Raw genomic sequence first — 25,728 nt, forward strand, 5'->3', positions numbered from 1 at the left:
AATGATTTGACCTACCTGAAACACCTGGCTTATGTTTTTAAATGAAACCGGCCAGGTGTTTTTTTTATCAGCGATAAATTTTATATTGGATTTTATCTTGGCTAAATGCGGCAAAGGGTAGGAGAATAACCATTTTATATAAACCGAACAATTTAGCCAAAACCTTAAGGCATATAATCTTAATTCTTTTTCCTAAACTGTTTTCATCCTAATTAAACCAAATAGAATTTCACTTGTCAATGTTTTTAAAACACTTTCACCTAAAAACCAATCCCTTATGAAGACTACATTTATTGCTGCAGGAGCCCTTTCGCTGGCTTTATTATTCAACCAGGCCGATGTAACTGCTACCGGCAATCCAGTTAAAAAAACTGTTGCCAAAGCAACGGTAAAAGCTACTACCTTAGCCGTTGATCCGGCTGCCAGTTCGCTTAGCTGGAACGCTAAAAAAGTAGGCGGCGCCCATAATGGCTCGGTAAAGTTAACCAAAGGAACCCTTACCGTAGACGGCAGTAAATTAACCGGTGGTAGTTTCACAATGGATATGACTTCTATTAAGGATGAGGACATCACCAATGAAGGAATGAATCAGAAACTAACCGGCCATTTAAAGTCAGATGATTTCTTTTCGGTTGAAAAGCACCCGACCTCCACTTTTACCATTACAAAAGCTACCCCGGTAGGCAAACCAAAAGGCGGTGTTGCCAATTATGATATTACCGGTAATTTAACGATAAAGGGTATTACCAATCCTGTCTCTTTTCCCGCTAATGTTAAAGTAAACAGCAATGGCGCTGAAGCTACCGCCAAAGTTACCATAGACCGCCTGAAATACGATATTAAGTTCCGCTCGGGCATTATTGGAACCGCTGCCGATAAAATTATAGAAGATACCTTTACCATGGATGTTAAACTGGTAGCCGGCAAATCGAGCACTGCCAAACTTTAAGCACATCTTCCTATTCTGAAAAATATGTTTAAGCTAAAATATTCCTGTCTGGGTTGCCGGGCAGGAATATTTTTTTAATTAACCGAACCCTGCTACCGATGAAAAAGAAAATATTCTTAACGCTGCTCGTTCTTTTCATTGCCATTCAATTTATCCAATCAGAAAAAAATGAAGGCCCAGTTGCTACAAACCAAGATATCACGCACTATGTGGAAGTGCCGGTGAATATTCAGCATATCTTAAAAGCTTCCTGTTACGATTGTCACTCCAACCAAACCAATTATCCGTGGTATGCCCAGGTTAACCCGGTGGGATGGTGGCTAAACCATCATATAGAGGAAGGCAAAGCCGAAATAAATTTTTCTGATTTAACCGGTTACGATAAGATGAAACTGGATCATAAACTGGAAGAAATAGTCGAAGAAGTACAGCAAGGGCACATGCCCCTTCCTGCTTACCTCTGGTTACATACCGACGCTAAAATGAACCAACAGCAAGTAACGCAGTTGGTAACCTGGGTAAATAAAGAGCGGCAGAAACTAAATATTGTAGAATAAGTCCTTCAGTTACTAGTGCTATGCGTTAGGGTAGATAATAATTTTTTAAATAGCACTTACCTTATGATAGAAGCGAGGGTGTTCTCGTTTTATTAAAAAGCTTATTTACCATCGCATAATCATAAATTTTAATTGCTAAGTTATTATTGCCGCTTAGCATTTTTATTTTATTTGTAAAATTGCCCTTAAACAGGTTTATACAGTGTTTAAAACAGCCTAGAGCTTTCTTCTCACTACTGCAACAGGGTGTATAAAAAAAATCTTCTAAAATTAAAAATCAGCTAATAAATACTTTATGCTTATACTTGAAGGCAATTTTTCCAGGTATGCCATACCTTAAGGAAAAAGCACTTAAGAATGTTTCAACCCTAAGCAAAAAACGCCTACAGTATTTATGTACGAGCAATTTTTAGAAATAATAAATAATCCGCTGTCTTCCCTGGCCATTATTGGCAACCTGATTATTATCGAAAGTTTATTATCGGTAGATAATGCGGCAGTTTTGGCTACCATGGTAATGGACTTGCCCAAGGAACAAAGGCAAAAAGCCCTGCGATACGGTATTATTGGCGCTTATTTTTTCCGGGGACTTTGCCTGCTGTTTGCGGCTTTTCTTATTCAGATTTGGTGGTTAAAGCCATTAGGGGGGCTTTACCTGCTCTTCCTGGTTTTTAATTATTTCCGGACCAAAAGCACACCCGATAAAAGTGACGATTTACTGAATAAAAAAGAACACTGGTTTTATAAAGCCACCCTTGGCTGGATGAATCAGTTCTGGGCCACGGTAGCCTTGGTAGAGTTAATGGATTTAGCTTTTTCTATTGATAACGTTTTTGCGGTAGTAGCATTTACCGAAAATTTGATCTTAATCTGGACTGGAGTATTTATTGGTATTTTGGCCATGCGCTTTGTAGCCCAATGGTTTGTAAAGCTAATGGGTAAATATCCGTTTCTGGAGCCCGCTGCCTTTTTAGTTATTGCCGTGCTGGGCCTGAAATTAGTGCTTTCGGTGTACGAGCATTTTCGCCCCGGCGATGAAATAAGTAAATTTTTAAGTGGCCATACCGCCGATTGGATGACATCTTTAATTACCGTTTTAATTTTCGTGGTACCCATTATTACCTCGTTGCTGTTCAATTATCCGCGGCACGCTCAACGTACTTAAATATTGTTTACTCTTAAAAGAAGAATACTATAACCTTTAAGAACCAGGAAGATGCATTTGCTTTAATGCACTTCCTGGTTTTTATTTAAATTGATTGGGCCGTTTATAAAACTACCTATGCTGTGTGCTTTCGCCAGCGAAGGGGAAGTGATAACACCCCCAGCTGCCAGGACTTAAGAGATGCTTTATTTTTTATGGAAGGCTTATGCTTTTAGATTTATAAAAATTTGTACGCAATAAATAGGCAGGATTTTAAGCTAATGGTACGGGATTTTAAAGTTGGGTAGGTGACAGAAAATATTGCTTCTTGAGATTGCTATCTGGTTGCCCGAAAATCCATAGATCCATAGAGAGTGTTAAGACTTGCTAAAATAAATATTTACTTAAAATATTTCCTACCCGGTCCTGTAACGCTGCTCTAGCATCTTCTTCTGCCTGCAAGTTGCCGGATTAAACCCGCCGTAATGGTTTCCAGCAACTGTATAATTACAGTTTGTATAGGTTCGATTGGAATTGAATTTTAACCTGGTTTACGCTACCGGCGCTTCTTTTAGTAACCATTGCAGCGCATCTTCTATGTCCAGGAAAATTTCTATTTGTACGCTCCGCTTCAGCTCCGGATTATTGATAACACAATCATGAATCCGGAAGGTATCCATAATTTCTAAACCGGCCGAATTAACCAGGTAAGCCAATTGAATTATTCTGCCTTTAAACAACGGGAAAATATCCCTTACCAGCCAGTTTTGATCGGCTATATCCAGAAAATCTCTTTTTCTTACGTCAAATAAAGATTTATTAAAATTGTTAGTTAGGGCGTACTGTACTAAGTTTCTGGTCTCTTTCTGAAAAAGCGTACTGGAGGGTTGTTGTAACCAAGTTATCTGAACATACCTTAATTCCGGATTAGCCTCAATTTTAACAAATGCTGTTTCGTGAATTAATGTTACCGGTATCATCTATAAAATGGTCTGGCAGGACAAATTTATTTTTTTCACACTTAATATTGTCATATCTAACATTTAGTGCTTTGTTAAATTAAATACTAGAAATTTAAAATTCAATTAATTATCAACCAGACCAAGAATACTTTATTTATTAGAGAGGCTTTCTAAAAATAGATTCGTCTGAGTATTAGTCCTGTTAAGTCGGTATTTAATTAATCCAGTACCATCAAATCGAGGTAAGCCTCTAGGCATTTTTTGCTCGTAAAGGTCCTGATTTTAAAAATATGCTCCTGTGATTGGTGGTACCAAATTTCGGCAAAAAAGTCTTTTAGCTGGTATAAATTTATTTTATGTCCATCTTCCTGACGGGTGGCTAAATAGGTTCCTTCGGCCCAGATGTAGCTGGCTTGGTTATAAAAAGGCAAAGTTTTAAATTGATACTGGTCTATCATCTTCCCGACTTTTTAAGTTTAACTTTAAACCACTTCCGAAATTAAAATTTGCCCGCCTTTTGTGCTTAGGCAAATAGAAATAAATTATTCATTTTCTAAAAAAACTTCTCGGATTGTTATGTTACCGATAGGAAATACCTGTTTTAAATTTGTGTACTTAAAAGCCTTATATTTGGGTTAATTTTATGTTTTCTGGTATTAAGCCAAATTAGTATATTCTTAGAAGAAAATAGCAGAAACTAATTTACCACATTGCCAGGAAAAAGAGGAAGGAATTTATTTTATTTTCCTGAATAACAAAAGAAATTTTTTCAATCGTTTTAGATAATTCCCTTTTTAAGCGATCCATTTCATTATGGCAAAGTTCCAGCTGACGGTGCAGTGTCTGAATATTTTCTTTTACCAGGTGCAGGTCGGTAGTGGAGTATTGATTGCCGTTTTCCATCTGGGGAGCCGGATCTAACTCAGATAAAAAATAAGAAAGGGGCAGGTTTAGCCGTTGGGCTATTTTTCGGAGATATTTTAATTCTATAGAATCTAGTTTGTAAAAGCTTAAAAGCCTGGCATAGCTTACTCCGGCATACATAGCTATGTCCTGCGGTTTTATACCCGACTGCCTGACGGCCTCTTCAATTTTTTTACCTATTAACATTTAAATTAAATTTAGTTGGTTTTAAGTAAGGATAGATTGTAGCAACAAATTTGCCTTTAGATAATAAGGACAGTTTAAACCCAAGTTAATAAAAATAGTATTTAAACCATATATATTTATCTGAAAAATATTTATCTGCTTTCGTTTTTAATTGTTTTATTTAAAATAGCCTAAATATTAACTCTAAAACGCATTTTTAAACTACAAAGTATAAAAACTAGTTTTCTTCTGTTTACATTAATAGTAATAATAATTTGGGTAAATATTAAGATAAAGTATTAAAATGTCAAGAATAAATCGAAAGGTTTATGCCGGATTTGCAAAATTCCAATTTGGCGGGTTTAGAGACCTTACATCTGATTCTGATTCGGTATAAATAGTATCATAACTATATGTATTTATACAGTTAGAAGTTTCTGGCTAACTGTTCGCCCAGTAAGATTATTTCCAATAAGTGTAAGAATGCAAGGGGAAAGGCTTGCTCCGGAATAGCAGCATACATGAACAAGACTGGATGCGGAGGTATAATTATCAGACGTTTTACAAAAATAGTAAGGAAGAAAAATTACAGGCTTTTGTTCTTCTGGAGAAGCTTTAACCTTTTGGAGTAGTCGTAAATAATCAGAGATACAAGCCTATTTCCAGTAACCAGTTTTGTGCTTCAGCTTCATCCAGGAAAATCATGCCGGCTACATGTTTATTGTACTCCGGGTTAGTTAAAATATAATCGTGAATTTTATAGGTGTCCATAATATTAAAATCGTCGATGCTTATTAAATAAGCAAACCTGATGCTCCTGTTTTTGAATAACGGAAATAACTCGTACACCAGCCAATCCTGATCAATTGTTTTTAAAGAGGATCTTTCCCTGACATCAATTAAAATATTGTTCAGGTTATTTTTTATAGCAAAATGCGTAAAGGCTAAACTTTCTCTTTTATATATTTCGCTGCTGGGGGGCTGCAGCCAGGTAATTTTAACGTAATTATAATCAAAGTTAGTTTCTACCCTAACAAATTCATTCTGACAAGTTAGTTCTAAGGGTATCATGAAATAGGAAATTTAAAATGTACTTCTAAAATATACTTCTAAAAAATGGATGTTTGCTAAAAGAAATTTCCTTTTTTACTAAAACAAATATATTAAATTTTCTGAATATTTAACATTGGTTTTGTCTTTTTTAAGGAATAATTAAACATTAAAGATAAAAGGCCTGCTCTCCTCTGTAAGGTCAGTATAGCTTGCGATAATTTTCTCCTCAGTTATCCTCGTTTTTTAATTATGAGGCAATACAATGAGAGCGTCAGCAGGCAATAATAAGTATTATACCTAATTGTGAAAAATAGCCCACCAAAAAATCTTGTATAATTATTAAAACGACCATTAATATTTTTGAGGAACCGGAATGAAAAAGGCGTTTAGAGGCAGCATTTGCCCATTTATCAATAGAAAGCACCAGTAAAGAAAGAGAAAAAAAATTATTGTTTGCATTTATTATGGTTGGTTCTTAAACCAAACCACGTAAGTAGATGCTATTAGTTGTTTACAAGCATCTTCTGAGCAGACGTTTGGACCTGATTCCAGATGAAGTAAGGATTACAGGTGATGGCGCTAATACCAGTTCTATCTTTGGAAAGAAATACCAATTGAAGGTAAAGGCCCAATTACAAGACAGAACGGCCTGACATTTTTTTATAACTATTACTGCGCCTGTCTCCTGAAGAAGAACGGGAAAAAGTTAGAAGTACAACTACTTCATCTGGAGAAGGAGATTAGCGCGAGGTATTAAATTAGCTTCTATTATAAATAGTACACTACTCTTAGTGCTGCAAAACTTCGGCGTAAGCTTCTTCTGCTTCCATCAACCCTTGCTCATTTATATGGGTTAACCGGACAAATTTAGTTTCGTTAACCAACAATGGATCGTATTTAGCCACTACCCGTATATAATTTTCGGTAAAGCCTTCCATTAAACCATTCTGAATATCTGCCTCAAAAAGTACGGTAGTTTCGGAGCCGATATGTTGCTCGTAAAACAGTCTTTTCTTTTTTTCTGAAAGTATCCGCAGCATATCGGCCCGGCGGTTACGTTCTTTTTGTGGCACTGCACCCGGCAAGGATATGGCCCGGGTATTATCCCGCTCGGAATAAGGAAATACGTGCAGGTAACTGATGTTTAATTCGTTCAGAAAATTATAAGTGTCTAAGAAATCTTCTTCGGTTTCGCCGGGAAAGCCCACAATTACATCTACGCCAATACAGCAATGCGGCATGAGGCTTTTAATGGTTTGTACCCGGCTGGCGTATACCTCGCGCAAGTACCGGCGGCGCATTAATTTTAATATTTTATCGGAGCCCGACTGCAGCGGAATATGAAAATGCGGCATAAACTTCTGCGAACCAGCAACAAACCGGATAATATCGTCGGTAAGTAAATTAGGCTCGATAGAAGAAATGCGGTACCGGTTAATGCCGGTAATTGTATCTAACTCTTGAATGAGCTCATAAAAGTTTTCCTGTCGCCCCAATCCGGCCTGGATGCCAAAATCTCCCAGGTTTACCCCGGTCAGTACCACTTCTTTTACCTCGGTTTGGGCTATTTCGGTGGCGGCTTTAACAACTTCGGCTACAGAATTACTGCGGCTTTTGCCGCGGGCCAGGGGTATGGTGCAAAAGGTGCACGAATAATCGCAGCCGTCCTGCACTTTTAAAAACGTGCGGGTCCGGTCGCCGAAAGAATAAGCCGTATGAAAAGTATTGGCCTCACTAATAGCACTGGCGTAAACCTGCGCTTTCTCCGGTTTTACAAAGCCGTCCAGCATGTCTACCAGCCGGAATTTTTCGGCAGCGCCCAGCACGGCGTGCACACCCGGTATGTCGGCTATTTCCTGCGGTTTTAATTGGGCATAGCAACCCACAACGGTAATAAAAGCGTCCGGCGAATGCTTTAAAGCTTCTTTTACCACTTTGCGGCATTTTTTATCGGCATTATCTGTAACCGAACAGGTGTTTATTACATAAATATCCGGCGTATCCTCAAAAGCTACTTTCTGGTAACCCCGTTCCTGGAATAGCCGGGAAATAGTAGAGGTTTCCGAGAAATTGAGCTTACAACCCAACGTATAAAAGGCCACTTTTTTCATAAGGCCGCAAAGTTACAAAATTTTGCTTAAAGCTGGTAAAATACAGGCCCGCCAATTTAAACAACCGGGTATATAGGTTTAAGATTTTCAGTTGATTATAGTACCGGCCATAAATTTTATCTAAAGTTACCAAATGCAAAACCAGAGCTGGTTTGGTTTAAGGCCAGCGGCAGCAGGTATTTTTTTCCGGCTTTACTTAGCCAGAAAGTCGCCGAAGGAAACCTGCATGTAAGCCTTGCCATAATCTAGTTGCGCCGGGGGCACTGTTTCGTCTTTCCGGATTATCTTTCTGGCTACGTTATCAAAAGTTACAGCACCGGCTGGAGTGATATACCCAAAACCATCGTTGAAAACATAAAAAGCAAAATCACGGGCATGGGGGTTCAGCAGGTTTTTACTCCATTGATAATGATTAACCGGTAAATTCATTTGGGCCAAAACAGTAGGTACTATATCGGTTTGGGAGCCAACTTTGGAGATAACTTGCTGCTGAACAGCGAGCGCGCCACCCGTTAATATAAATGGAATCCGGAATTTGCTGGGAGCATCGTTGGGGTCATCGCCCGGAAAACGGTGGCCGTGATCGGCAGCCAGCACCACCAAGGTATTCTGCCACCAGGTTTCTTTTTTGGCCGCTGTTATAAACTGCCCCAGGGCATAATCGGTGTAATATACCGAATTGCGGAAACGCGTTGTTTCGTCGGTTCCGGCAAATTTATTTGGAATGGGAATATCGTAGGGCTCGTGGCTGCTCAGGGTGAAGACAGTGGTAAAAAATGGTTGTTTTTCGTCGTGTAAATCCCGGAGTACCCGCTGCAGCAGTATATGGTCGTGCACCCCCCATTTAGAGTTATAATCTTTTGCCTCGAAATCGAATTTGCTGATCAGATGGTCGTAGCCGGCGTTTAGCAGGTACGATTTAATATTGGCAAAAGCCAGTTCGCCGCCGTAATAAAACCGGCTGCGGTACCCCTGCGCCTCTAACTCCTGGTTCAGGTGGGGTAAGTGCTCGGTTTTGCGGGGCGTTTTTACGATAGAGGTAGTCGTTTGCACCGGGTAACTGCTGAGCAGGGCTACTAAACCTTTTTCGCTCCGGTCGCCGCTCGCGTAAATGCTGTCGAACAATATTCCTTCCCGGGCTAATTTGTCTAAGTTTGGCGTAGCGCCGGGTTTCGCGCCCAAACAGCCTACCACCTTTACTGTGTAACTTTCCAGGATAATAAACAATACATTGGGCCGCGGGTTTTTCAGCACCATCGGCACCTGGGCGCCTGCCGGCGTTTTATATAACTCCGATACCAGATTTTGGGCCGATGAGTCCGGGAAATATTCGTAAGGATTTTTGTTTTCGTAATTTCTTTTGCTCAGCGAGTACATCAAATTCCAGGGCAGGTTTACGGCGGCATGGTTCGCGAAAATATTATCTGAAAAATATACATCGCTCTGGTTAATGGGAATATGCTGTAAGCCGCCCCGGATGGGTACAATCAGGAAAGCAAGAAACCAAACCGAAAGCACGATAAAGAGTAATTGCCTTCTGCTGCCAAAAGTAAAATGGGGTACCAGTCGCCGGAATATATAAAAGCCAAACAATGCTAACCCTAAAAATATAAGCACCAGCAACAGCACGGGCGCATTACCCGCCGAAGCCGCCATTTCGTTGGGGGTAGCAAGGTACTGCAGGGGCGTAGCATCCAGCCGGAAGCCCCAGGCATTATACAGTTCGAGGTCTATGGCTGTTAGTAAAGCCAGCACTCCAATAAAAAGCCAGGTGTAATATTTTAAAAAGTTAAAAATGGGTAGCGACGGGAAAATCGCTTTCAATAAAAAAAGAAAAAAAGGAATAACGCTCAGGTAGGCAGCAAAAGAAGCATCCATTCTTAAGCCGTACAAAAATATTTGGAGGATTTCGGTAAAGGCTAATTTATTTGTTCTGGAGAAATGATACAGCAAGAAAATTGCTTTGGCCCCTATAAAAAATATTACCCAGGTTAAAAAGTACCTTAAATGCAAAAGCCACTTGTTATTCATGGCGCAAATATACTTTAAGCACGTTGCAATAACTATATGTCTTTAAGTAAGCGTGAGTGGTGTAGTTAAAAATACCCATCGTTTCAGGTAAATTGGTAAAATTTTAGCAATTACCCTGTTTTCCGGAAGGTGTTATTTGTAAATTTGATAAATTTTTACAGAATTGGTAAAAAAAATGAGGGTATATGTTCGGAAAAACAGAACTATTATTACCTTTGGCAAACTCAATAAAAAACTGTATTAAAAATCTATGACAGTACTTCGTTTTAGAGCCCTTGAAGTAGCTGCAAGCCGTCAGCCAATCGAAGTGGTAGCTCCTGCACCTAAAATTTCTGATTATTACGGTAAAAACGTATTTGGCCTCGAAGCCATGCGAACTACCATGTCGAGCGAGTATTTTAAGAAATTATCATCCGCTATAAAACATGGTACCAAAGTAGAGCGCAATGTAGCCGATGCCGTTGCAGCCGCTATGAAAACCTGGGCCTTATCGAAAGGCGCTACGCACTACACCCACTGGTTTCAACCGCTAACCGGCGCTACCGCCGAAAAGCATGACAGTTTTTTTGATTTGAACAGCGATGGTCAGGCCATTGAAAACTTCAAAGGATCAGCCCTGGTTCAGCAAGAGCCGGATGCTTCTTCGTTTCCGAACGGCGGTATCCGCAATACTTTTGAAGCCCGTGGTTATACGGCCTGGGACCCGACTTCGCCTGCCTTTATTATAGAAATTGCCGGTGCCAAAACCCTGTGTATACCTACTATATTTGTAGCTTATACCGGCGAAGCCCTGGATTATAAAGCGCCTTTATTAAAAACCTTGGTTGCCCTGGAAGCTGCTGCTGTGGATGTTTGCCAGTATTTCGATCGCGATGTTACCAAAGTAAGTGTTACCTTGGGTATTGAGCAGGAATATTTCCTCATCGACAAAGCCTTATACTCGGCCCGCCCGGACTTAGTAATGACCGGCCGTACTTTATTTGGTCATTCTCCAGCCAAAGGCCAGCAACTCGAAGACCATTATTTTGGTTCTATTCCGACCCGTGTACACAACTTTATGGTTGATTTTGAGCAGGAATCTCACAAATTAGGTATTCCGCTACGTACCCGCCACAACGAGGTAGCTCCTAACCAATACGAATGCGCGCCTACTTTTGAAGATGCTAACTTAGCCGTAGACCACAACCAGTTGTTGATGGATTTGATGAGTAAAGTAGCCGAGCGCCACAATTTTAAAGTGTTGCTGCACGAAAAACCATTTGCCGGCGTAAACGGTAGTGGTAAGCACAACAACTGGGCAATGTCTACTGATACCGGAGTTAACCTGCTTGGTCCTGGCAAACGTCCGAAAGAAAATCTTCAATTCCTGGCTTTCTTTGCTACTACTTTAATGGCCGTTTATAAACATGCCGATTTATTACGGGCCAGTATAGCTTCAGCCAGCAACGACCACCGTTTAGGCGCCAACGAAGCCCCTCCGGCCATTATTTCGGCCTTTATTGGTTCGCAATTAACCCAGGTATGCGAAGAATTAGAAAATAATTCTGCTGTCAACATCGACAAAGGCGATAACATGTACCTGAAATTAGGTATTGATAAAATACCTGAAATTTTACTGGATAACACTGATCGTAACCGTACTTCGCCTTTTGCTTTTACTGGAAATAAATTTGAGTTCCGGGCGGTTGGTTCTTCGGCTAACAGTTCTTCGGCCATGATTGTTTTAAACTCAATTGTAGCCGACCAATTAGTTCAGTTTAAGAATGATGTGGATGCCTTGATTGAAAAAGGCAAAAAGAAAGAAGTTGCTATTATTGATGTAATCCGGCAATACCTCAAAGCTTCCAAACCCATCCGGTTCGAAGGAAACGGTTATTCGAAAGAATGGGAAGAAGAGGCCGCCCGCCGTGGTTTATCAAACGTAAAAACTACGCCACAGGCCCTCGATTTCTTAATTACGAAAGAAGCCGAAGATCTATTTAGCCGGTTAGGCATTTATTCTAAAGTGGAGTTGCACGCCCGCCACGAAATATTGCTGGAAGAATACATGAAGAAAATCCAGATTGAAGGACGTGTGCTCGGCGATTTGGCGTTGAATCATATTATTCCGACTGCCGTTGCTTACCAGAATAAACTTATTACCAACATTAAAGGTTTGCGCGAAATTGGCCTGGAAGAGGAATTCTACAATACTACTTTAGATACTGTTAAAGCTATTTCACGGCACGTTTCTATTATTAAAAAGAATGTTGACGAGATGGTAGAGAAACGGAAAGTAGCGAACAAAATAGAAGATACCCGTACGCGCGCCATTATGTACTGCGATGAAGTAAGACCTTATTTCGATACCATCCGGTACAGCGTTGATAAACTGGAGTTAATGGTGGACGACGATGATTGGCCATTGGTTAAATACCGCGAAATGCTGTTTACGCACTAGTAAACCGAAATAAATTGAAATAAAGAAGGCTCCGATTCCGGAGCCTTTTTTATAAACTTAAACCTAAACATTAAAATTACAACGTCTTTATCAGGCCGCCTGGCCCGGTGAAAATTTATCTTTAACCTGATTTTTCAGAATATTTAATTTTTCCAGTTGACTCGTAACGCCTACCGAGTTTAATAAATCCTGCACTTTTCCGCTTTTTAAAGCTTTTTTGCTTAACCTTTTTATAATAAAAGGCACTAATAAAGTAGCCACATTTAAAGCCACACCGCCGGGTAAACCAAAGCGTAAGATTAAGCGACCAACCAGCCTTTGTATAATTTTATCTGCAACCAAGTTGGTGCCTGCCTGCACGGGGGCGCTCTTCAGAAAAGTAACAACCCCGTTATAATTGCCGTTTTTCAATTCGGCTTGTAAAATCTCCTTCACGGTACCGGAAGCCAGAGAAATAATATCAAAGGCCTGCTTTCCTTTCACGCCAAACTTTTCGGCCTGGTCCTGAATACGCTCCCGGAAACCGTTATTAAAATATTTATTAAGCATCTGCGTAAAATTTCCCATCTTTTAAATAAATAAGCAAAAACCTTTCCAGAGTGATTAAACCAGATGAAGTTATTCAGATTAACGGGACAAAATATTCTTAGTATACCTTAATAAGGCGTAAAAGGATGATTTTATGCAGAAAGCAAAAGAGACACACCTTTTAAGCTTTATAAAGCCTAGTTTTTCAGCATAGAATATCTGCCCATAGTTTTGCGAGTAGAGCCTGCGATGTCTTTTAACCTGTAATTGCAGATGAATCACGCCGCCACGGTAATGTGGGCCTAAGTAAATATATCTGGATGAAGCACCAGAATAGTTGTTTTCAAACCTGCAATAGAAAGCAGCCGCTGAAATTGCATCTGTTTAAAACAATAATAGAATAACCTTAAATAAATAAATTGGGCTTATTTTTGCGGTACGCCAACCGAACAAACCTGGCCTTTTTTTAGTTAAGAAGAGTACACGCCTGATATTTATATGAATGTAAATTATTGTCCGAGCCTGACTGCCTACGTGCGCCGCGAAACCCGCGAAGTAGCCATCGGGGATATTGCCCTGGGGGGTAAGAACCCAATTAGGGTGCAATCGATGACTACCGTTGATACTATGGATACGTTGGGTTCGGTAGAGCAGACCATCAGAATGGTAGAGGCTGGTTGCGAATATGTGCGTATTACCGCTCCAAGCGTAAAAGAAGCCGAAAACCTGCGGCATATTAAAGCCGAATTGCGCCGCCGGGGCTACCATGTACCTTTAATCGCCGATATCCATTTTACGCCCAATGCCGCTGAACTAGCGGCCCGGATTGTAGAAAAAGTTCGGATTAACCCCGGTAATTACGCCGATAAAAAAAAGTTTGAAGTAATAGAATACACCGATGCCACTTACCAGGCCGAACTGGACCGGATTCGGGAACGGTTTGTACCGCTGGTAAAAATCTGTAAAGAATACGGAACGGCGATGCGCATCGGCACCAATCACGGTTCTTTATCCGATAGAATATTAAGCCGCTACGGCGATACACCGCTCGGCATGGTTGAAAGTGCGCTGGAGTTCCTGCGGATCTGTGAAGACCTGAATTACTACGATATTGTGCTTTCGATGAAGGCCAGCAATACGCAGGTAATGGTGCAGGCTTACCGGCTACTGGCGCAAAAACTGGAAGAAGAAGGCTTGCAGCCTTACCCGTTTCATTTGGGCGTGACGGAGGCCGGTGAAGGCGAAGACGGCCGTATAAAATCGGCGGTGGGTATTGGCACCCTGCTCGAAGACGGCATAGGTGATACGGTGCGGGTATCGTTGACCGAAGCGCCGGAGTTTGAAGCCCCGGTAGCCCGGATGCTCATCGACCGCTACACCGACCGGGCCAGCCACGATTTTATTAAACCAATCTGCAACGTTCCTATTAATCCGTTTCAGTACCACCGCCGCGAAACCACAGAGGTAGGCAACCTGGGTGGCCAGAACGTGCCGCGGGTAATCGCCGACCTTAGCCGCTTAACCGATGTGCAATACGCCGACCTTAAAAGCGTAGGCCATTTATACTCGATGCTGCTGGATAAGTTTAACATGAACGATTTAGGCGCGGATTATATTTATACCGGCAGCCAACCGATAACTTTTATGTTGCCTAACGGCCTGAAAGAAATTGTGGATTATGCTGCCTGGTTAGCCGGTGGCCAGCGCCCGGAGCATTATCCGGTTTTAACCCAAGCCGAGTATGCTGCTCCAAATCAACGCCACCCCGAGATAAACTTTGTATTTCAAGAAATAAATTCTTTAAAAGACGAAACCATTGCCCAGTTAAAAGCCGATAAAACGGCTGTAATTATTCTTTACACCAATAATAAGCACGCCATGGCCGAACTGCGGAAAGGTTTCTTCCGGCTGATGAATAACGGCGTAACCAATCCGGTAATTATCAACCGCCAGTATCCGGAGCTGGGACTGGAAATAACGCAGTTGTATGCTTCTACCGATGTGGGTGGTTTGCTGCTGGATGGTTTGGGCGATGGCGTAGTACTAAGCACCGAATTATTACCCGAGCGCAGTAAACCCGAATGGCTGCGCCAGATTGATCACCTGAATAAATTGAGCTTCGGCATATTGCAGGCCGCCCGTACGCGCATGAGCAAAACCGAATATATCAGTTGCCCCAGTTGCGGCCGTACTTTGTTCGATTTACAGGAAACCACTGCCATGATTCGCAAACGCACCGACCACCTGAAAGGCGTGAAAATTGGTATTATGGGCTGCATTGTAAATGGCCCCGGCGAAATGGCCGATGCGGATTACGGGTATGTGGGCGTGGGCAAAGGCAAAATTGCGCTGTACCGTGGCCAAAACGTTATCAAAAAAGCAGTTCCGGAAGATGCTGCCGTAGACGAGCTGATCGAACTAATACGGGAAGATGGAAAGTGGGTAGAGCCCATGGTGTTAGAGCAGGAGATTAACTTATAGCTAAAATATATTACCTGAACAGATGGCGGCGCCGGTAGCAATTCTTAAATCTTTATTTAAGCTTTTAGGATTGCTGCTATTTTTCTCCTGCTCGCCAGTAAATACGCCTGCTGAACTGCCCAAGATTAAATTAGAGGAATTACCCAAGTGGACCTGGCCGGTTATAGGGGATACAACGTTTAAAGAGCAATACGAATTTAATTTCAGGATTAACCCGTTTTACTTGCAGGCCGATTTTGATAAAGATGGAATTTCCGATATAGCCATTTTGATAAAAGAGAAAAAATCCGGTAAAACCGGTCTGGCTATTTTGCGCAACGGCCATACCCAACCCAGTTTATTTGGCGCCGGGCAGGTTGGCAGTTACGGGGGCGATGACTGGGCCTGGTTACGCACCTGGAAAACCGAAACCATTTTGCCGGCCGGGTCGGGGGTGCAAACCGCCGGAGACGTTCTTATATTATTTCTGCAGGAGAAAGAGCAACGGGTACCCTGGCTGTTCTGGGATGGGAGATCCTGGCAATGGAAAGCGGATTAGATTTTCGCGTTGAATTATACCAGTAAGTGTCTGCTTTTTACTTCTGCCTGAGTTTAAATTTGAGTTTTCGAAAATAAGCGTTTAATTTACCAAACTTCTTTCCTGTATTACTTGTTTTAATAAAGCCGGCATTCGTTATCATTGCCGTTGATTTTCTATCGGTTAGTATGGTATTATCTTTAAATATTCAGGCATGAAAGGCTTATTTAATTTTTCGGAAGTAGCTACTTATTTCTTCCGGAAAAAAGACCCCAACAGAAAAGCAAACTTTAACCTACGCAGCATGCATTTTATAAATAAATTATCTATGCTGATGTTTCTGGTAGCTTTGTTTATTATTATATTCCGTCACGTTTTTTAATGAATATAGAGGAGTTTCGGGAGTATTGTTTGGTAAAGCCCGGCGTTACGGAGGAAACCCCTTTTGGTATTGATACGCTGGTATTTAAAGTAGGCGGTAAAATCTTCGCACTAACCGATATTAATACCTTTGCCAGTATTAACCTAAAATGCGACCCCGAAAAAGCTGTGGAATTGCGTGAGCGATATGATGCCATTAAACCCGGTTACCACATGAATAAAAAGCATTGGAATACTGTAATGCTTGCCGGTACTATTAACGACCGGTTGTTGCGGGAATTAATCGATCATTCGTATTCCTTGGTAGCAGCCAGTTTACCTAAAAATATAAAAAGCCACCTGGGCTTGTAAGCATAAAATTTCTTTTGCTGTTTCTGAAAATACAGATAAAAATAGAGTGTAGAAACAAGAACTCACATTGCTTGTTCGGGTTTGTGCATCGCTGTTTTAAACTTCCTTTTCTTTCCTTTGCTGATAAGACTCATTCCGAATCAGGAAAAACCAATTCTTAACTTTTAGTTCAAAGCTGTCTTCGGGTATGTAGTTAAAGGTGTAATCATTCCAATTACATAGGATTGCTTTTTGCTTCTTAAACAAATTTTCACGTACCCAAATAATATCACCTGTCCGGTAATTTTTAATCTTCCGTTTCATTTCACGCATTACGTAAATTAAGCCCAGCAAAAATATAAAGGCAGCCTCAATCAGGAGTAACATTTAACCACAAAATAGTAGAATTATTCTTTCGCTAATTTAAACTATTATTGTTTCTTAAAAATATTTAATATGAATATTTTAAGTAAATGAATAAGCTATAAAGTATTTAAAACAATGGTGTATTTAATTCCTGTGCGGCCATTTAATAAAAATGAAAGATAAAGCAAACGTAATCGCTTCCTCTGATAATTATTAAGATTTAGCAAATTAGCTGTTTCTTAGCTTGCTTACAGCGGATAAGCTGTAGTAATATAAAGTTAGTAAATACTATTCTTGCCCACTGAAATTTTATAACAGTAGTTTCTGCTTACTACCTGCAACTCTGCTTTTTAATATTCAATAATTATTTATTTTGCTTTGGTACGTAATTGTTTCGGAACTTTGCGGGCCAACTGTACCGCTATGTTTAATTTTGATTTACCGGAATTACCCGTTAAAGAAGCGTTGCCGCGCCTTTTATCTGCTTTAGAAAATAATGCTAAGGTTGTATTGGAGGCGCCGCCCGGAGCCGGTAAAACTACCCTGGTGCCATTGGCGCTTTTAAATACAACTTGGGCGAGTGATGGCAAAATAATAGTGCTGGAACCGCGCCGGTTGGCAGCCCGGGCGGCAGCCGGGCGAATGGCGGAATTAATTGGGGAGGAAGTTGGCCAAACCGTCGGGTACCGGGTGCGGCTGGAACGAGCCATATCGGCCAAAACCCGCATCGAAGTAGTTACAGAAGGAATCCTGACCCGATTATTGCAGGATGATCCGGCCTTGGAAGGTATTGCCGCCATTATATTTGATGAATTTCACGAACGCAGTTTACAGGCCGATTTAGGTTTAGCCCTGGCACTGGATGCCCAGGCAGTATTGCGGCCCGACTTGCGGTTACTGGTAATGAGTGCCACCCTCGACGCAACTGCTGTTGGCAATTGGCTGGCAGCGCCCGTAATCCGGAGCGAAGGACGCATGTACCCGGTAGATACTTTTTATGCTACGGCGGCTGATGTAGCTGCCGCCGGAAACCGGCCGGCTGAACGTTTGAAGAATCTGGTACCAAAAGTGGTCCGCCAGGCGCTGGCTCAGTACGTCGAAGGGGATGTATTGGTCTTTCTGCCGGGACTAGGCGAAATGCGGGCCATAAGCGATTTGCTGGAAGGGAAATTACCCTTAAACATAGATTTACATTTACTCCACGGCGAGCTTTCGCTGGCACAGCAGCAAGCGGCTATCCGGCCGGCTTTGGTAGGCCGGCGCAAGATAGTGCTGGCCACCAGTATTGCCGAAACCAGTTTAACCATTGAAGGCGTTAAAATTGTAATAGACGGTGGATACTCCCGTGTACCCAAATTTGTGCCGCGTTCCGGACTTACCACCCTGTTGACTTTACCGGTTTCCCAGGCCGCTGCCGATCAGCGCCGGGGCCGGGCCGGGCGTCTCGGACCGGGCGTTTGTTATCGTTTATGGACTTCGGCAGACCAGTTGCAATTGCCGCCCCGGCAAGCGCCGGAAATTTGCGAAGCCGATTTGAGCGCATTGATGTTAGAACTGGCTATCTGGGGAATAAAAGATCCGGCTACCTTAAAATGGCTGGATGTACCGCCGCCGCCGGCCATAGCGTTAGCCCGAGATTTGCTATTGCGCCTCGAAGCTATTGGGTTAAACGGCAACCCTACGAAACACGGTAAAGAATTAGCGGCACTTGGGTTACCACCGCGGCTGGGCCATTTGGTAAGACGGGGGCACGAACTAGGCTTCGGGACTACTGCCTGCGCCCTGGCCGCTTTACTCGCCGAGCGGGATATTCTTAAAAATAATGGCATGTCCCGAGACCAGTTATTACCGGATTTGCCGTTGCGCCTGGAAATATTAGCAGGGCAACACCCGCCAACGCCCGGCTTTGTAACCGATACCAATGGATTGCGACGGGTACGCGAACAAGCCCGGAGTTTACGCCAGCGACTGCGCGAACCCGATGGGCCTCTAAATACTGATGTGGCCGGTTTGCTCACCGGGCTGGCTTACCCAGACCGGCTGGCGCAGAAAGAATCTTCGGGGCGAGTACGGCTGGTTACCGGTCAACGGGCAACTTTGGCAACCGAAATTTTTGGTGAAGCTGAATTTTATGCGGTAGCTCATCTGGACAACAGCGCGCAAGCCCGCGTTATGCTGGCCGCTGCTATTTCCAAAACCGAAATTCTCCGGTATTTTGTCGGGCAAATAAAACTGCAACCGGAAGTTAAATGGGATACGGCCACCGAAAGGATAACCGCCCGCCAGCTAAAAACTTTGGGCGCCTTAATCCTCGAAGAAGCCCCGCTGCAAAATCCTGATCCGGATTTATTGGCCGAAGTACTCATCCAAGCCATAAAAGAAAGAGGAGTAAACCGTTTACCTTGGTCCGACGAAGCCCAGACAACCCGAAACCGGCTTCTTTTTCTGCATAACCTGGAGCCAAATAACTGGCCGGATGCTTCAGATGAAGCCTTAACGGCTACTTTAGATCAATGGCTTAAACCGCACCTGCTAGGCTTACGTTCGCTGGAGCAAGTAGCGCGGCTAAATTTTAATCAGCTGTTACTAGCCGGACTGAGTTGGGAAAAACAACAGGAAATGGACCGGCTGGCGCCCACGCATCTGTCGGTGCCCAGTGGTTCGCGGATAGCTGTGGATTATACCGTAAAGGATACTCCGGTGCTGGCGGTACGGTTACAGGAAATATTCGGCATGCTCGATACCCCCCGCATTGCGAATGGCAAAGTCTCTGTGTTAATGCATCTGCTTTCGCCGGCATCCCGGCCCGTACAGGTTACCCGGGATTTGCGGAGTTTCTGGAATACCGGCTATTTTGAGGTAAGGAAAGATTTACGGGGCAGATACCCGAAACACCATTGGCCCGAGGATCCGCTTTCGGCCCTACCAACACGGGGTACTAAAAAAAGGCCGCAGTAAAATTATTTACCGCGGCCTTTTTTACAAATAAGGTTAAGAATATTCAGCCGGGGTAACAACTAATTGCTGCCCGGGCGGTTAATCGTTCTCAGACTAATTTTAGCACTCTAATGCTACTGCTTCAAACTCTTTAACTTTCGGTTGTATTTTCTGCGACAGATACCGCCATACATCAGTAAGCTCTTCCAGACGGGTTATATCTAATTTTGGATTAATTAATATTTGTTTTTCCCAAAAGCTGGCCATTTCTTCGGCAAAACGTGCTGCATCGCACAAACTGTAAAATGGTACAGAATTAAAATCCGCCAAGAACTCCTCGGAGAAAGTTTTACTCACATCAAAAGGACTTTCACAAAATAACACATAAAAGTAGTTGCCCAAACAATCTTCTGATTTGGCTGCTTTTCTCTCCAACCTTAGTCTAAAGCTCAAAGTATTAACTTCTATCATATTACTTTTTTCTACTTTACCCTTAAATCATTTACGAGTTCGAAGATAAAACCATTTTTCGTGAAAACCATAAAAGTGCTAAAAATGTTATAAAAATACAATAAAAACATTATTAAAAACTAATATTTAAGTATTGATAAATTTTGTATTATTTAAATATTAAATTTATTTATATAGAATTTAGCCAGGCTTATAAGCAGAACAGGTTGAAAGGCAGATTTATAGAAATTTTTTAAGGGAATAAGAGCTTTGTGTTCTCCGCCTTAAGAAATTTTAACTACTAATTAGGTTTAAGGAGAAATTATTCACCCAGTATTTTATTTTTGGTTTTAAGCGTCAAATCAATTTAAAAGAAAGCTGGATTTACAGAGAAGCTCTGAATTATTTTCTTAAGAAAATTGCCAGTTATTTACAGCATCTGAGTAGCCTGCTCGTAAATCTGCAAATTGAAAGAGGAGGTTCTGCAATATCTATCTTATTGGAATAGGCTTGTAGAAAAGAAGCTTACGTATTTATACTTGAATCTAAGTATTTGCCGAAACTTTTTATGCTTAAATAAGTATTTACCTGAGAAACAATTTATTACTTAAGGTTTTTATTTATGTTAGGCTGGATAAAAAAAGAAGATAAAATACCACAGGAACACCAACGGATTCTGGCTACCGTTGAAATGAACGGGAAGACTTCAGTTGTTCCTTGCTGGTTTGTCGCAGATAATCGCATTTTATTGAATGATGCACCCAACTCCCAGACGTATAGTTTCTCGATGGTACGCGCCTGGCAACCATTTCCGGAGCCTTATCAGGAGTAAAAGTTCAGGAGGCGAAACAGAAGAGCCCTGTAGGGTTCTCTTAAGCTTAAAACTTTAGAATACGTAATTTTATTTTGGGAAATAAAAAAGAGACCGGATGCAAGTCCGGTCTCTTTTAGTTATTAATAGCCCTTATAGCTGTCTATCTTCTTTTAACAGGCGTTTTGGCTAATAAACTCCTCTTAATACCGGTTTGTAAGTCTTTTCCAATTCCTTTCATCCCTTCGAGGTAAGTAATATAAACGGTGGTATAGGCTTGCTTTTCCTTCTTATTTTTAAACTTAAGCTGGTCTGGGTGCTTTAACGATTGTGGCGTATAGTAGTTAATTTTATCCGGCGAAAAATCGGTGACTTTGTACTGGTAAGAGCCATCGTTAAAAGTTACGGTTAGCACAAAATGCAGCGGATAGGTGGTGTTTATTTTCTCATCTTTGATGGTTAGCTTCTTGAAACCCTGAAACACAATCTTTTCTGCGGCATCCTCCTGAATAGTTGAGGCAGGAGCTTTGTAAGACTTAGTGAGGTATTCCTGCGCTTTATCGTGCAGATCTTTCTGAGACAAACCCGGTACTTCTACCGTCTCGGTTACGAAAAATTTTCCGGTGGTAGCGTCGGTCGGCAGGCTTGGTAATTCCTGGGCGTATAACCCATAAGGCAGTAAAAATAGCAGAAATAATAGTTTTTTCATAAATTAAGATTAAGCATTCAAATATAATATATAAAAATTAATATATAAAAATTTTACATAAATATTTTGATGACAAAGTAGAATAATCTTTTTTAGATGAATAGTTTACCTCCTTTACATTTGTAACTATAGCGGTGTCACCTAGCAAACATATAACGCTGCATAGAAAAAGCTGAATCCTTAAATCTAGTAAGAGTTTCAGTTTAGCCATCCTTTACTTATATCAAAACGTTTGTATTAAAATATATTGTTTTTGCTGCCGTAAAAACAATAATATAGTAGCCGGCCGGTTAAGCTCACCAGCCAGAATAAAGCATAGCATTTTTTTAGGAATTTGCCGGTTAAAAGCCGGGCAAAAGTATATTTATTTATTCTTTAGACTAATGAATTGCTTTGTCGGCTATTTCGTATCGGAAGTCCAGGAAAGTATCCTGCAAATTACTTTCGGCGTTAGTGCCATAATTTACAAGCAAAGTAACTGTAACGTCCTGGTTCGGAAAATAGAACATATCGGCGCTGTAGCCCAGGTCGCGGCCCCGGTGCCCGTAACCAAATTCATTTTCTTTGAAATTGCCATCAATATAATCTTTGAACAAGCCCAGACCCAGGTATTTCCGGTTTTCTATTAAATCATCGAAAGTAAGCATGGTATTGATAGAACTTTGACTGAGTAAGGTTTTGTGCCGGAGCAAAGCGTCAATGAATTTTTGTAAATCAAATACATTGCAGTATAACCCGTTCAGCCCATTGCCGGTGCCCGTATTATAACTGCTTACATTTACCAAAGTATTGTTGTTATATAAATCAAAATATCCCTGGGCCACGCCATTGGCCGGGAGTGCTTCCTGCCAGTAATAATAAGAATCGGAAAGCCCCAGTGGCGTAAGAATTTTTTCGCGAAGTAAAGCCGCGTGGCTTTTGCCCGTGGCAGCCTCTATAACCATGGTGGCCAGTACGGTATTGGTGTTGGAATACCCCGAGGAGGTGCCGGTTGGAAATTTGGCGTCCTGGCCGTAAGCAAATTTCAGCAATTCTTCGGGCTTCCACTTTTTGGTAGGGTGGTTTAGTAAAGCCAGGTAGAAATTATCGTTGTTGCTAAAATCGAAAATGCCACTGGTATGATTAAGCAAACTACCCAAAGTGGCCGTTTCGGCATTCTGAATATTAGAAGTTATCTTGGCGGGCAGTCTTTCGGTTAATTTTTCTTCCAGCCTTAATTTTCCTTCTTCTACTAATTTTAAGGTGAGCGCTGCAATAAAGATTTTCGTTAAACTGGCCGTCTTAGAAATATGACAGGGTCGCATGGGCGTATTTTCTTTTATATCGGCCTGACCGCCACTTCCGGCCCAGGTTCCATTTTTATCGCGCACCAGCACGGCTATCCCCGGCAAACCCGCCTGAATATATTTATCTATAACACTTTGGTAAACGGTTGCCTTCGGATGATTAGCCGTGGTAGGAGCAATCGTGCAAACTGCGGTGGGTTCTATAACAGGCTCCTGGCAACTTAGTAATAATGAGAGCGACAGAAAAGCAGAAGCTTTTAATATGTACTTAACCATAAAAGGAAGCTTTTTTAATTATTTTTTCTTTCAAATAGGGGGTAGTTCAGGCCCAGGTGTAAAGCCGTGTTAGGTAAAACGGGTACGTATTGCCGCACAAAGGGAGCTTCTACCCAAAACTGGTAGCGGGTAAATATTTCAACAGGTCTTTCGCTGTTCTGATTTAGTAAGTAGCCAGCCCCCAAAGCAAAGGTGCCCATCACTTGTGGGCGGCCCCAATCCGGTTTTTCTTTATAATGGCCATCTTCGTCGCGCTTAAAGACCTGAGTTGCAGAAAAAATATGTACATAACCAGCTCCCGCCGCCCCCGCCAGGCTTATCCGGCGCCCGATAAATCTTTTGTATTCTAATTCTGAGTAAAGCTGCACCGAATGCTGCACAAACTGGTGGAAAACATAACCTAATTTTATTGTTTGCGAAAGCTGGTTTACCGGACTTTGGTTGTACCGGAAAGATGTGCCAACTGCTATTCCCGGATGAACCGACCGGAATATTTCGCCGGTTCGGGTTGGCAATGCTGTAGCATTCGCCAGTATCGCCACTGATAAAGGTCGCGCTTGCTGGGCCTTTAAGACCGGAGCCGCCAATAGCACCAGCCAAGCCAATGCCGCAATCTTTAACTTCCTCATAAAATTTGGGTTTGTTTTATCTAATTCTCTTCAGCAGGTACTACAATTACTACGCTTTGTAATATAATTATATTATTTATAATTTAAATTATGTTTGCATTTTTTTTCTGCTAAGTATAAGCCCAGGATTGTAACTATTTTATTTTATATAAAGGATTAAAAAAGTAGTTTAGAAGTTACCCAGCAGCCAGTACAATTATAATGGTCATAGCCACTAAAAAATGATTTTATATTGGTCTGAATAACCTGACTAATTTTAAATTATACATTCTCACCCAAAGAAATTCCGGCTTAAACATATTTTAATTAATTTTCAGGCCATATAAAGATTACTTAAGCTTTTTCATGCAATTAATCGAAGTTAACAGCGCTACTACTGCCCGGGAGTTTATAGAGTTTCCCGTTCGTTTGTATCGCACCGATCCTAATTATATCCGGCCTTTAGACAGCGATATCGAGAGTGTTTTTGATCCGAAAAAAAATAAATTACTGCGCAAAGGGGCGTGTATCCGGTGGTTGCTAAAAGATAATCAAAACCAAACCATTGGTCGGGTAGCGGCTTTTGTGAATGAACAAACCGCCCAGAAAAATGAACAACCCACCGGTGGCATGGGTTTTTTTGATTGTATTAATAACCAGAAGGCCGCTAACACGCTGTTCGATGCCTGTAAAAACTGGCTGCAGGCGCGCGGCATGGAGGCAATGGATGGGCCCATTAATTTCGGCGACCGCGACCGCTGGTGGGGTTTACTGGTAGAGGAGTTTTCACCGCCTTCCTACGCCACCAACTACAATTTTCCTTATTACCGGCAACTCTTCGAAAATTACGGCTTTCAGGTTTATTTTAATCAGTATACTTATCACCGGCTAGTTAAAGGGGATATTGCGGAGAAGTTTACCGAAAGGGCCGAAGCCATTCTGGCTAACCCGGATTATACTTTCCGGCACATGGAAAAGAAAAATATTCAAAAATATACTGAAGATTTCCGGGTAGTGTATAACCAGGCCTGGGCTAAACACCAGGGGGTAAAAGAAATGTCGCCGGCTCAGGCTTTGGTAATCATGAAAAAGCTTAAACCCATTATGGATGAAAAAATAGTGTGGTTTGCTTATTATAAAGAAGAACCCGTGGGGTTTTTTATTTCCATTCCGGAATTAAACCAGTTGTTTAAGCATGTAAACGGCAAACTCGATTTAATTGGCAAGTTGAAGTTTTTATATTATAAATGGCGCGGTTCGATTACCAGAGCCGTGGGTATTGTTTTTGGCATTGCGCCGGACCACCAGCGCAAAGGGGTAGAGGCTGCCATGGTATTAGCATCGGCCAGGGGCTTTTTTCATAATGGCAAAATACCTTACGAGGATTATATTATGAACTGGATTGGTGACTTTAATCCGAAAATGATACGAGTGGTAGAGCAGATTGGCGCCAAGATTTATAAAACCCATATCACCTACCGCAAATTATTCGACGAAACGAAAGAATTTAAACGGGCCAAGATTATTCAATAATAAAGGAAGCCGGCAGAAATAATTAAAACCACAGCCTATACACAAAAAGAAGCTTTCCGGCGAAGGCTTCGGCCATGAATGTAATTGATTTTAAAATGAAATGTTCCGGAGATTAGTTAAGGAAAAAAAGCAAAAAAAGCGCTCCAGAAGTAATCCTGAAGCGCTTTTTTCATTTAAAT

Annotated in this window: 23 protein-coding genes; 11 read left to right on the plus strand and 12 right to left on the minus strand. The window is 41.6% G+C overall.

Annotation, left to right across the window (positions count from 1 at the left end):
• The first annotated feature begins 277 nt into the window (after positions 1-277).
• The 3 genes from AAE02nite_RS21695 to AAE02nite_RS21705 all read left to right on the plus strand — a co-directional run bounded on the left by AAE02nite_RS21695 (position 278) and on the right by AAE02nite_RS21705 (position 2,671).
• On the plus strand, positions 278-949 hold the full coding sequence (locus AAE02nite_RS21695) for a YceI family protein (RefSeq protein WP_146903110.1): 672 nt from the start codon (positions 278-280) through the stop codon (positions 947-949).
• A 98-nt stretch (positions 950-1,047) separates the two neighbouring features.
• A complete protein-coding gene (locus AAE02nite_RS21700) occupies positions 1,048-1,506 on the plus strand; it encodes a heme-binding domain-containing protein (RefSeq protein ID WP_146903112.1) in 459 nt (152 codons plus the stop codon).
• A gap of 394 nt (positions 1,507-1,900) precedes the next feature.
• Positions 1,901-2,671: a TerC family protein gene (locus tag AAE02nite_RS21705; protein WP_146903115.1), complete on the plus strand. Its 771-nt coding sequence runs from the start codon at positions 1,901-1,903 to the stop codon at positions 2,669-2,671.
• Between the two features lie 530 nt (positions 2,672-3,201).
• Here AAE02nite_RS21705 and AAE02nite_RS21710 read toward each other — a convergent pair.
• The 6 genes from AAE02nite_RS21710 to AAE02nite_RS21735 all read right to left on the minus strand — a co-directional run bounded on the left by AAE02nite_RS21710 (position 3,202) and on the right by AAE02nite_RS21735 (position 9,896).
• Positions 3,202-3,630, minus strand: a complete 429-nt coding sequence (locus AAE02nite_RS21710; RefSeq protein ID WP_146903118.1) for a hypothetical protein — start codon at positions 3,628-3,630, stop codon at positions 3,202-3,204.
• A gap of 200 nt (positions 3,631-3,830) precedes the next feature.
• The gene (locus AAE02nite_RS21715) at positions 3,831-4,070 is read right to left on the minus strand and encodes a hypothetical protein (protein WP_146903121.1); all 240 of its coding nucleotides are present in this window, start codon (positions 4,068-4,070) and stop codon (positions 3,831-3,833) included.
• A 244-nt stretch (positions 4,071-4,314) separates the two neighbouring features.
• Positions 4,315-4,722 carry a hypothetical protein gene (locus AAE02nite_RS21720; protein WP_146903125.1) on the minus strand — a complete coding sequence of 136 codons (408 nt, stop codon included), beginning with the start codon at positions 4,720-4,722 and terminating at the stop codon, positions 4,315-4,317.
• Between the two features lie 621 nt (positions 4,723-5,343).
• Entirely contained in the window at positions 5,344-5,772 is a 429-nt protein-coding gene (locus tag AAE02nite_RS21725) for a hypothetical protein (RefSeq protein WP_146903128.1), read from the minus strand.
• Positions 5,773-6,542: 770 nt separating this feature from the next.
• Entirely contained in the window at positions 6,543-7,865 is a 1,323-nt protein-coding gene (gene mtaB / locus AAE02nite_RS21730; RefSeq protein ID WP_146903130.1) for a tRNA (N(6)-L-threonylcarbamoyladenosine(37)-C(2))-methylthiotransferase MtaB, read from the minus strand.
• Between the two features lie 192 nt (positions 7,866-8,057).
• Entirely contained in the window at positions 8,058-9,896 is a 1,839-nt protein-coding gene (locus AAE02nite_RS21735; protein ID WP_146903133.1) for an LTA synthase family protein, read from the minus strand.
• A 250-nt stretch (positions 9,897-10,146) separates the two neighbouring features.
• Between AAE02nite_RS21735 and AAE02nite_RS21740 the strand changes: the two genes are divergently transcribed.
• On the plus strand, positions 10,147-12,336 hold the full coding sequence (locus AAE02nite_RS21740; RefSeq protein ID WP_146903136.1) for a glutamine synthetase III family protein: 2,190 nt from the start codon (positions 10,147-10,149) through the stop codon (positions 12,334-12,336).
• Positions 12,337-12,426: 90 nt separating this feature from the next.
• Here AAE02nite_RS21740 and AAE02nite_RS21745 read toward each other — a convergent pair whose 3' ends face one another.
• Positions 12,427-12,903 (minus strand): hypothetical protein, encoded by a 477-nt coding sequence (locus tag AAE02nite_RS21745; protein WP_146903139.1) that lies wholly within the window; start codon positions 12,901-12,903, stop codon positions 12,427-12,429.
• 459 nt (positions 12,904-13,362) lie between these two features.
• On the opposite strand from AAE02nite_RS21745, the gene ispG reads away from it, so the two are divergent.
• From ispG to AAE02nite_RS21760, 4 genes are all read left to right on the plus strand, one after another.
• Positions 13,363-15,345: a (E)-4-hydroxy-3-methylbut-2-enyl-diphosphate synthase gene (ispG, locus tag AAE02nite_RS21750; protein ID WP_146903142.1), complete on the plus strand. Its 1,983-nt coding sequence runs from the start codon at positions 13,363-13,365 to the stop codon at positions 15,343-15,345.
• A gap of 70 nt (positions 15,346-15,415) precedes the next feature.
• The gene (locus tag AAE02nite_RS21755; protein WP_146903145.1) at positions 15,416-15,883 is read left to right on the plus strand and encodes a hypothetical protein; all 468 of its coding nucleotides are present in this window, start codon (positions 15,416-15,418) and stop codon (positions 15,881-15,883) included.
• A gap of 193 nt (positions 15,884-16,076) precedes the next feature.
• Positions 16,077-16,244 carry a DUF6728 family protein gene (locus AAE02nite_RS26420; RefSeq protein WP_170252664.1) on the plus strand — a complete coding sequence of 56 codons (168 nt, stop codon included), beginning with the start codon at positions 16,077-16,079 and terminating at the stop codon, positions 16,242-16,244.
• Entirely contained in the window at positions 16,244-16,594 is a 351-nt protein-coding gene (locus AAE02nite_RS21760) for an MmcQ/YjbR family DNA-binding protein (RefSeq protein ID WP_146903148.1), read from the plus strand. The genes AAE02nite_RS26420 and AAE02nite_RS21760 overlap by 1 nt, the downstream gene beginning before the upstream one ends.
• 96 nt (positions 16,595-16,690) lie before the next feature.
• Here AAE02nite_RS21760 and AAE02nite_RS21765 read toward each other — a convergent pair whose 3' ends face one another.
• Positions 16,691-16,960: a hypothetical protein gene (locus tag AAE02nite_RS21765; RefSeq protein ID WP_146903151.1), complete on the minus strand. Its 270-nt coding sequence runs from the start codon at positions 16,958-16,960 to the stop codon at positions 16,691-16,693.
• Between the two features lie 402 nt (positions 16,961-17,362).
• On the opposite strand from AAE02nite_RS21765, the gene hrpB reads away from it, so the two are divergent.
• Complete coding sequence (gene hrpB, locus AAE02nite_RS21770) at positions 17,363-19,897, plus strand: ATP-dependent helicase HrpB (RefSeq protein ID WP_146903154.1); 2,535 nt, start codon at positions 17,363-17,365, stop codon at positions 19,895-19,897.
• 99 nt (positions 19,898-19,996) lie between these two features.
• Here hrpB and AAE02nite_RS21775 read toward each other — a convergent pair whose 3' ends face one another.
• Positions 19,997-20,347, minus strand: a complete 351-nt coding sequence (locus AAE02nite_RS21775) for a hypothetical protein (protein ID WP_146903157.1) — start codon at positions 20,345-20,347, stop codon at positions 19,997-19,999.
• 601 nt (positions 20,348-20,948) lie between these two features.
• Between AAE02nite_RS21775 and AAE02nite_RS21780 the strand changes: the two genes are divergently transcribed.
• A complete protein-coding gene (locus AAE02nite_RS21780; protein ID WP_146903160.1) occupies positions 20,949-21,158 on the plus strand; it encodes a DUF551 domain-containing protein in 210 nt (69 codons plus the stop codon).
• A 142-nt stretch (positions 21,159-21,300) separates the two neighbouring features.
• On the opposite strand, the gene AAE02nite_RS21785 is transcribed toward AAE02nite_RS21780, so the two are convergent.
• The 3 genes from AAE02nite_RS21785 to AAE02nite_RS21795 all read right to left on the minus strand — a co-directional run bounded on the left by AAE02nite_RS21785 (position 21,301) and on the right by AAE02nite_RS21795 (position 24,037).
• A complete protein-coding gene (locus AAE02nite_RS21785; RefSeq protein WP_146903164.1) occupies positions 21,301-21,846 on the minus strand; it encodes a DUF4468 domain-containing protein in 546 nt (181 codons plus the stop codon).
• Between the two features lie 380 nt (positions 21,847-22,226).
• Positions 22,227-23,408 (minus strand): serine hydrolase domain-containing protein, encoded by a 1,182-nt coding sequence (locus tag AAE02nite_RS21790; protein WP_146903168.1) that lies wholly within the window; start codon positions 23,406-23,408, stop codon positions 22,227-22,229.
• 14 nt (positions 23,409-23,422) lie between these two features.
• Entirely contained in the window at positions 23,423-24,037 is a 615-nt protein-coding gene (locus tag AAE02nite_RS21795; RefSeq protein ID WP_146903171.1) for a hypothetical protein, read from the minus strand.
• Positions 24,038-24,382: 345 nt separating this feature from the next.
• Here AAE02nite_RS21795 and AAE02nite_RS21800 point away from each other — a divergent pair, with 345 nt between their 5' ends.
• A complete protein-coding gene (locus AAE02nite_RS21800; protein ID WP_146903174.1) occupies positions 24,383-25,549 on the plus strand; it encodes a hypothetical protein in 1,167 nt (388 codons plus the stop codon).
• Positions 25,550-25,728: the final 179 nt, after the last annotated feature.

The organism is Adhaeribacter aerolatus, from assembly GCF_007991635.1.
Lineage (GTDB): Bacteria > Bacteroidota > Bacteroidia > Cytophagales > Hymenobacteraceae > Adhaeribacter > Adhaeribacter aerolatus.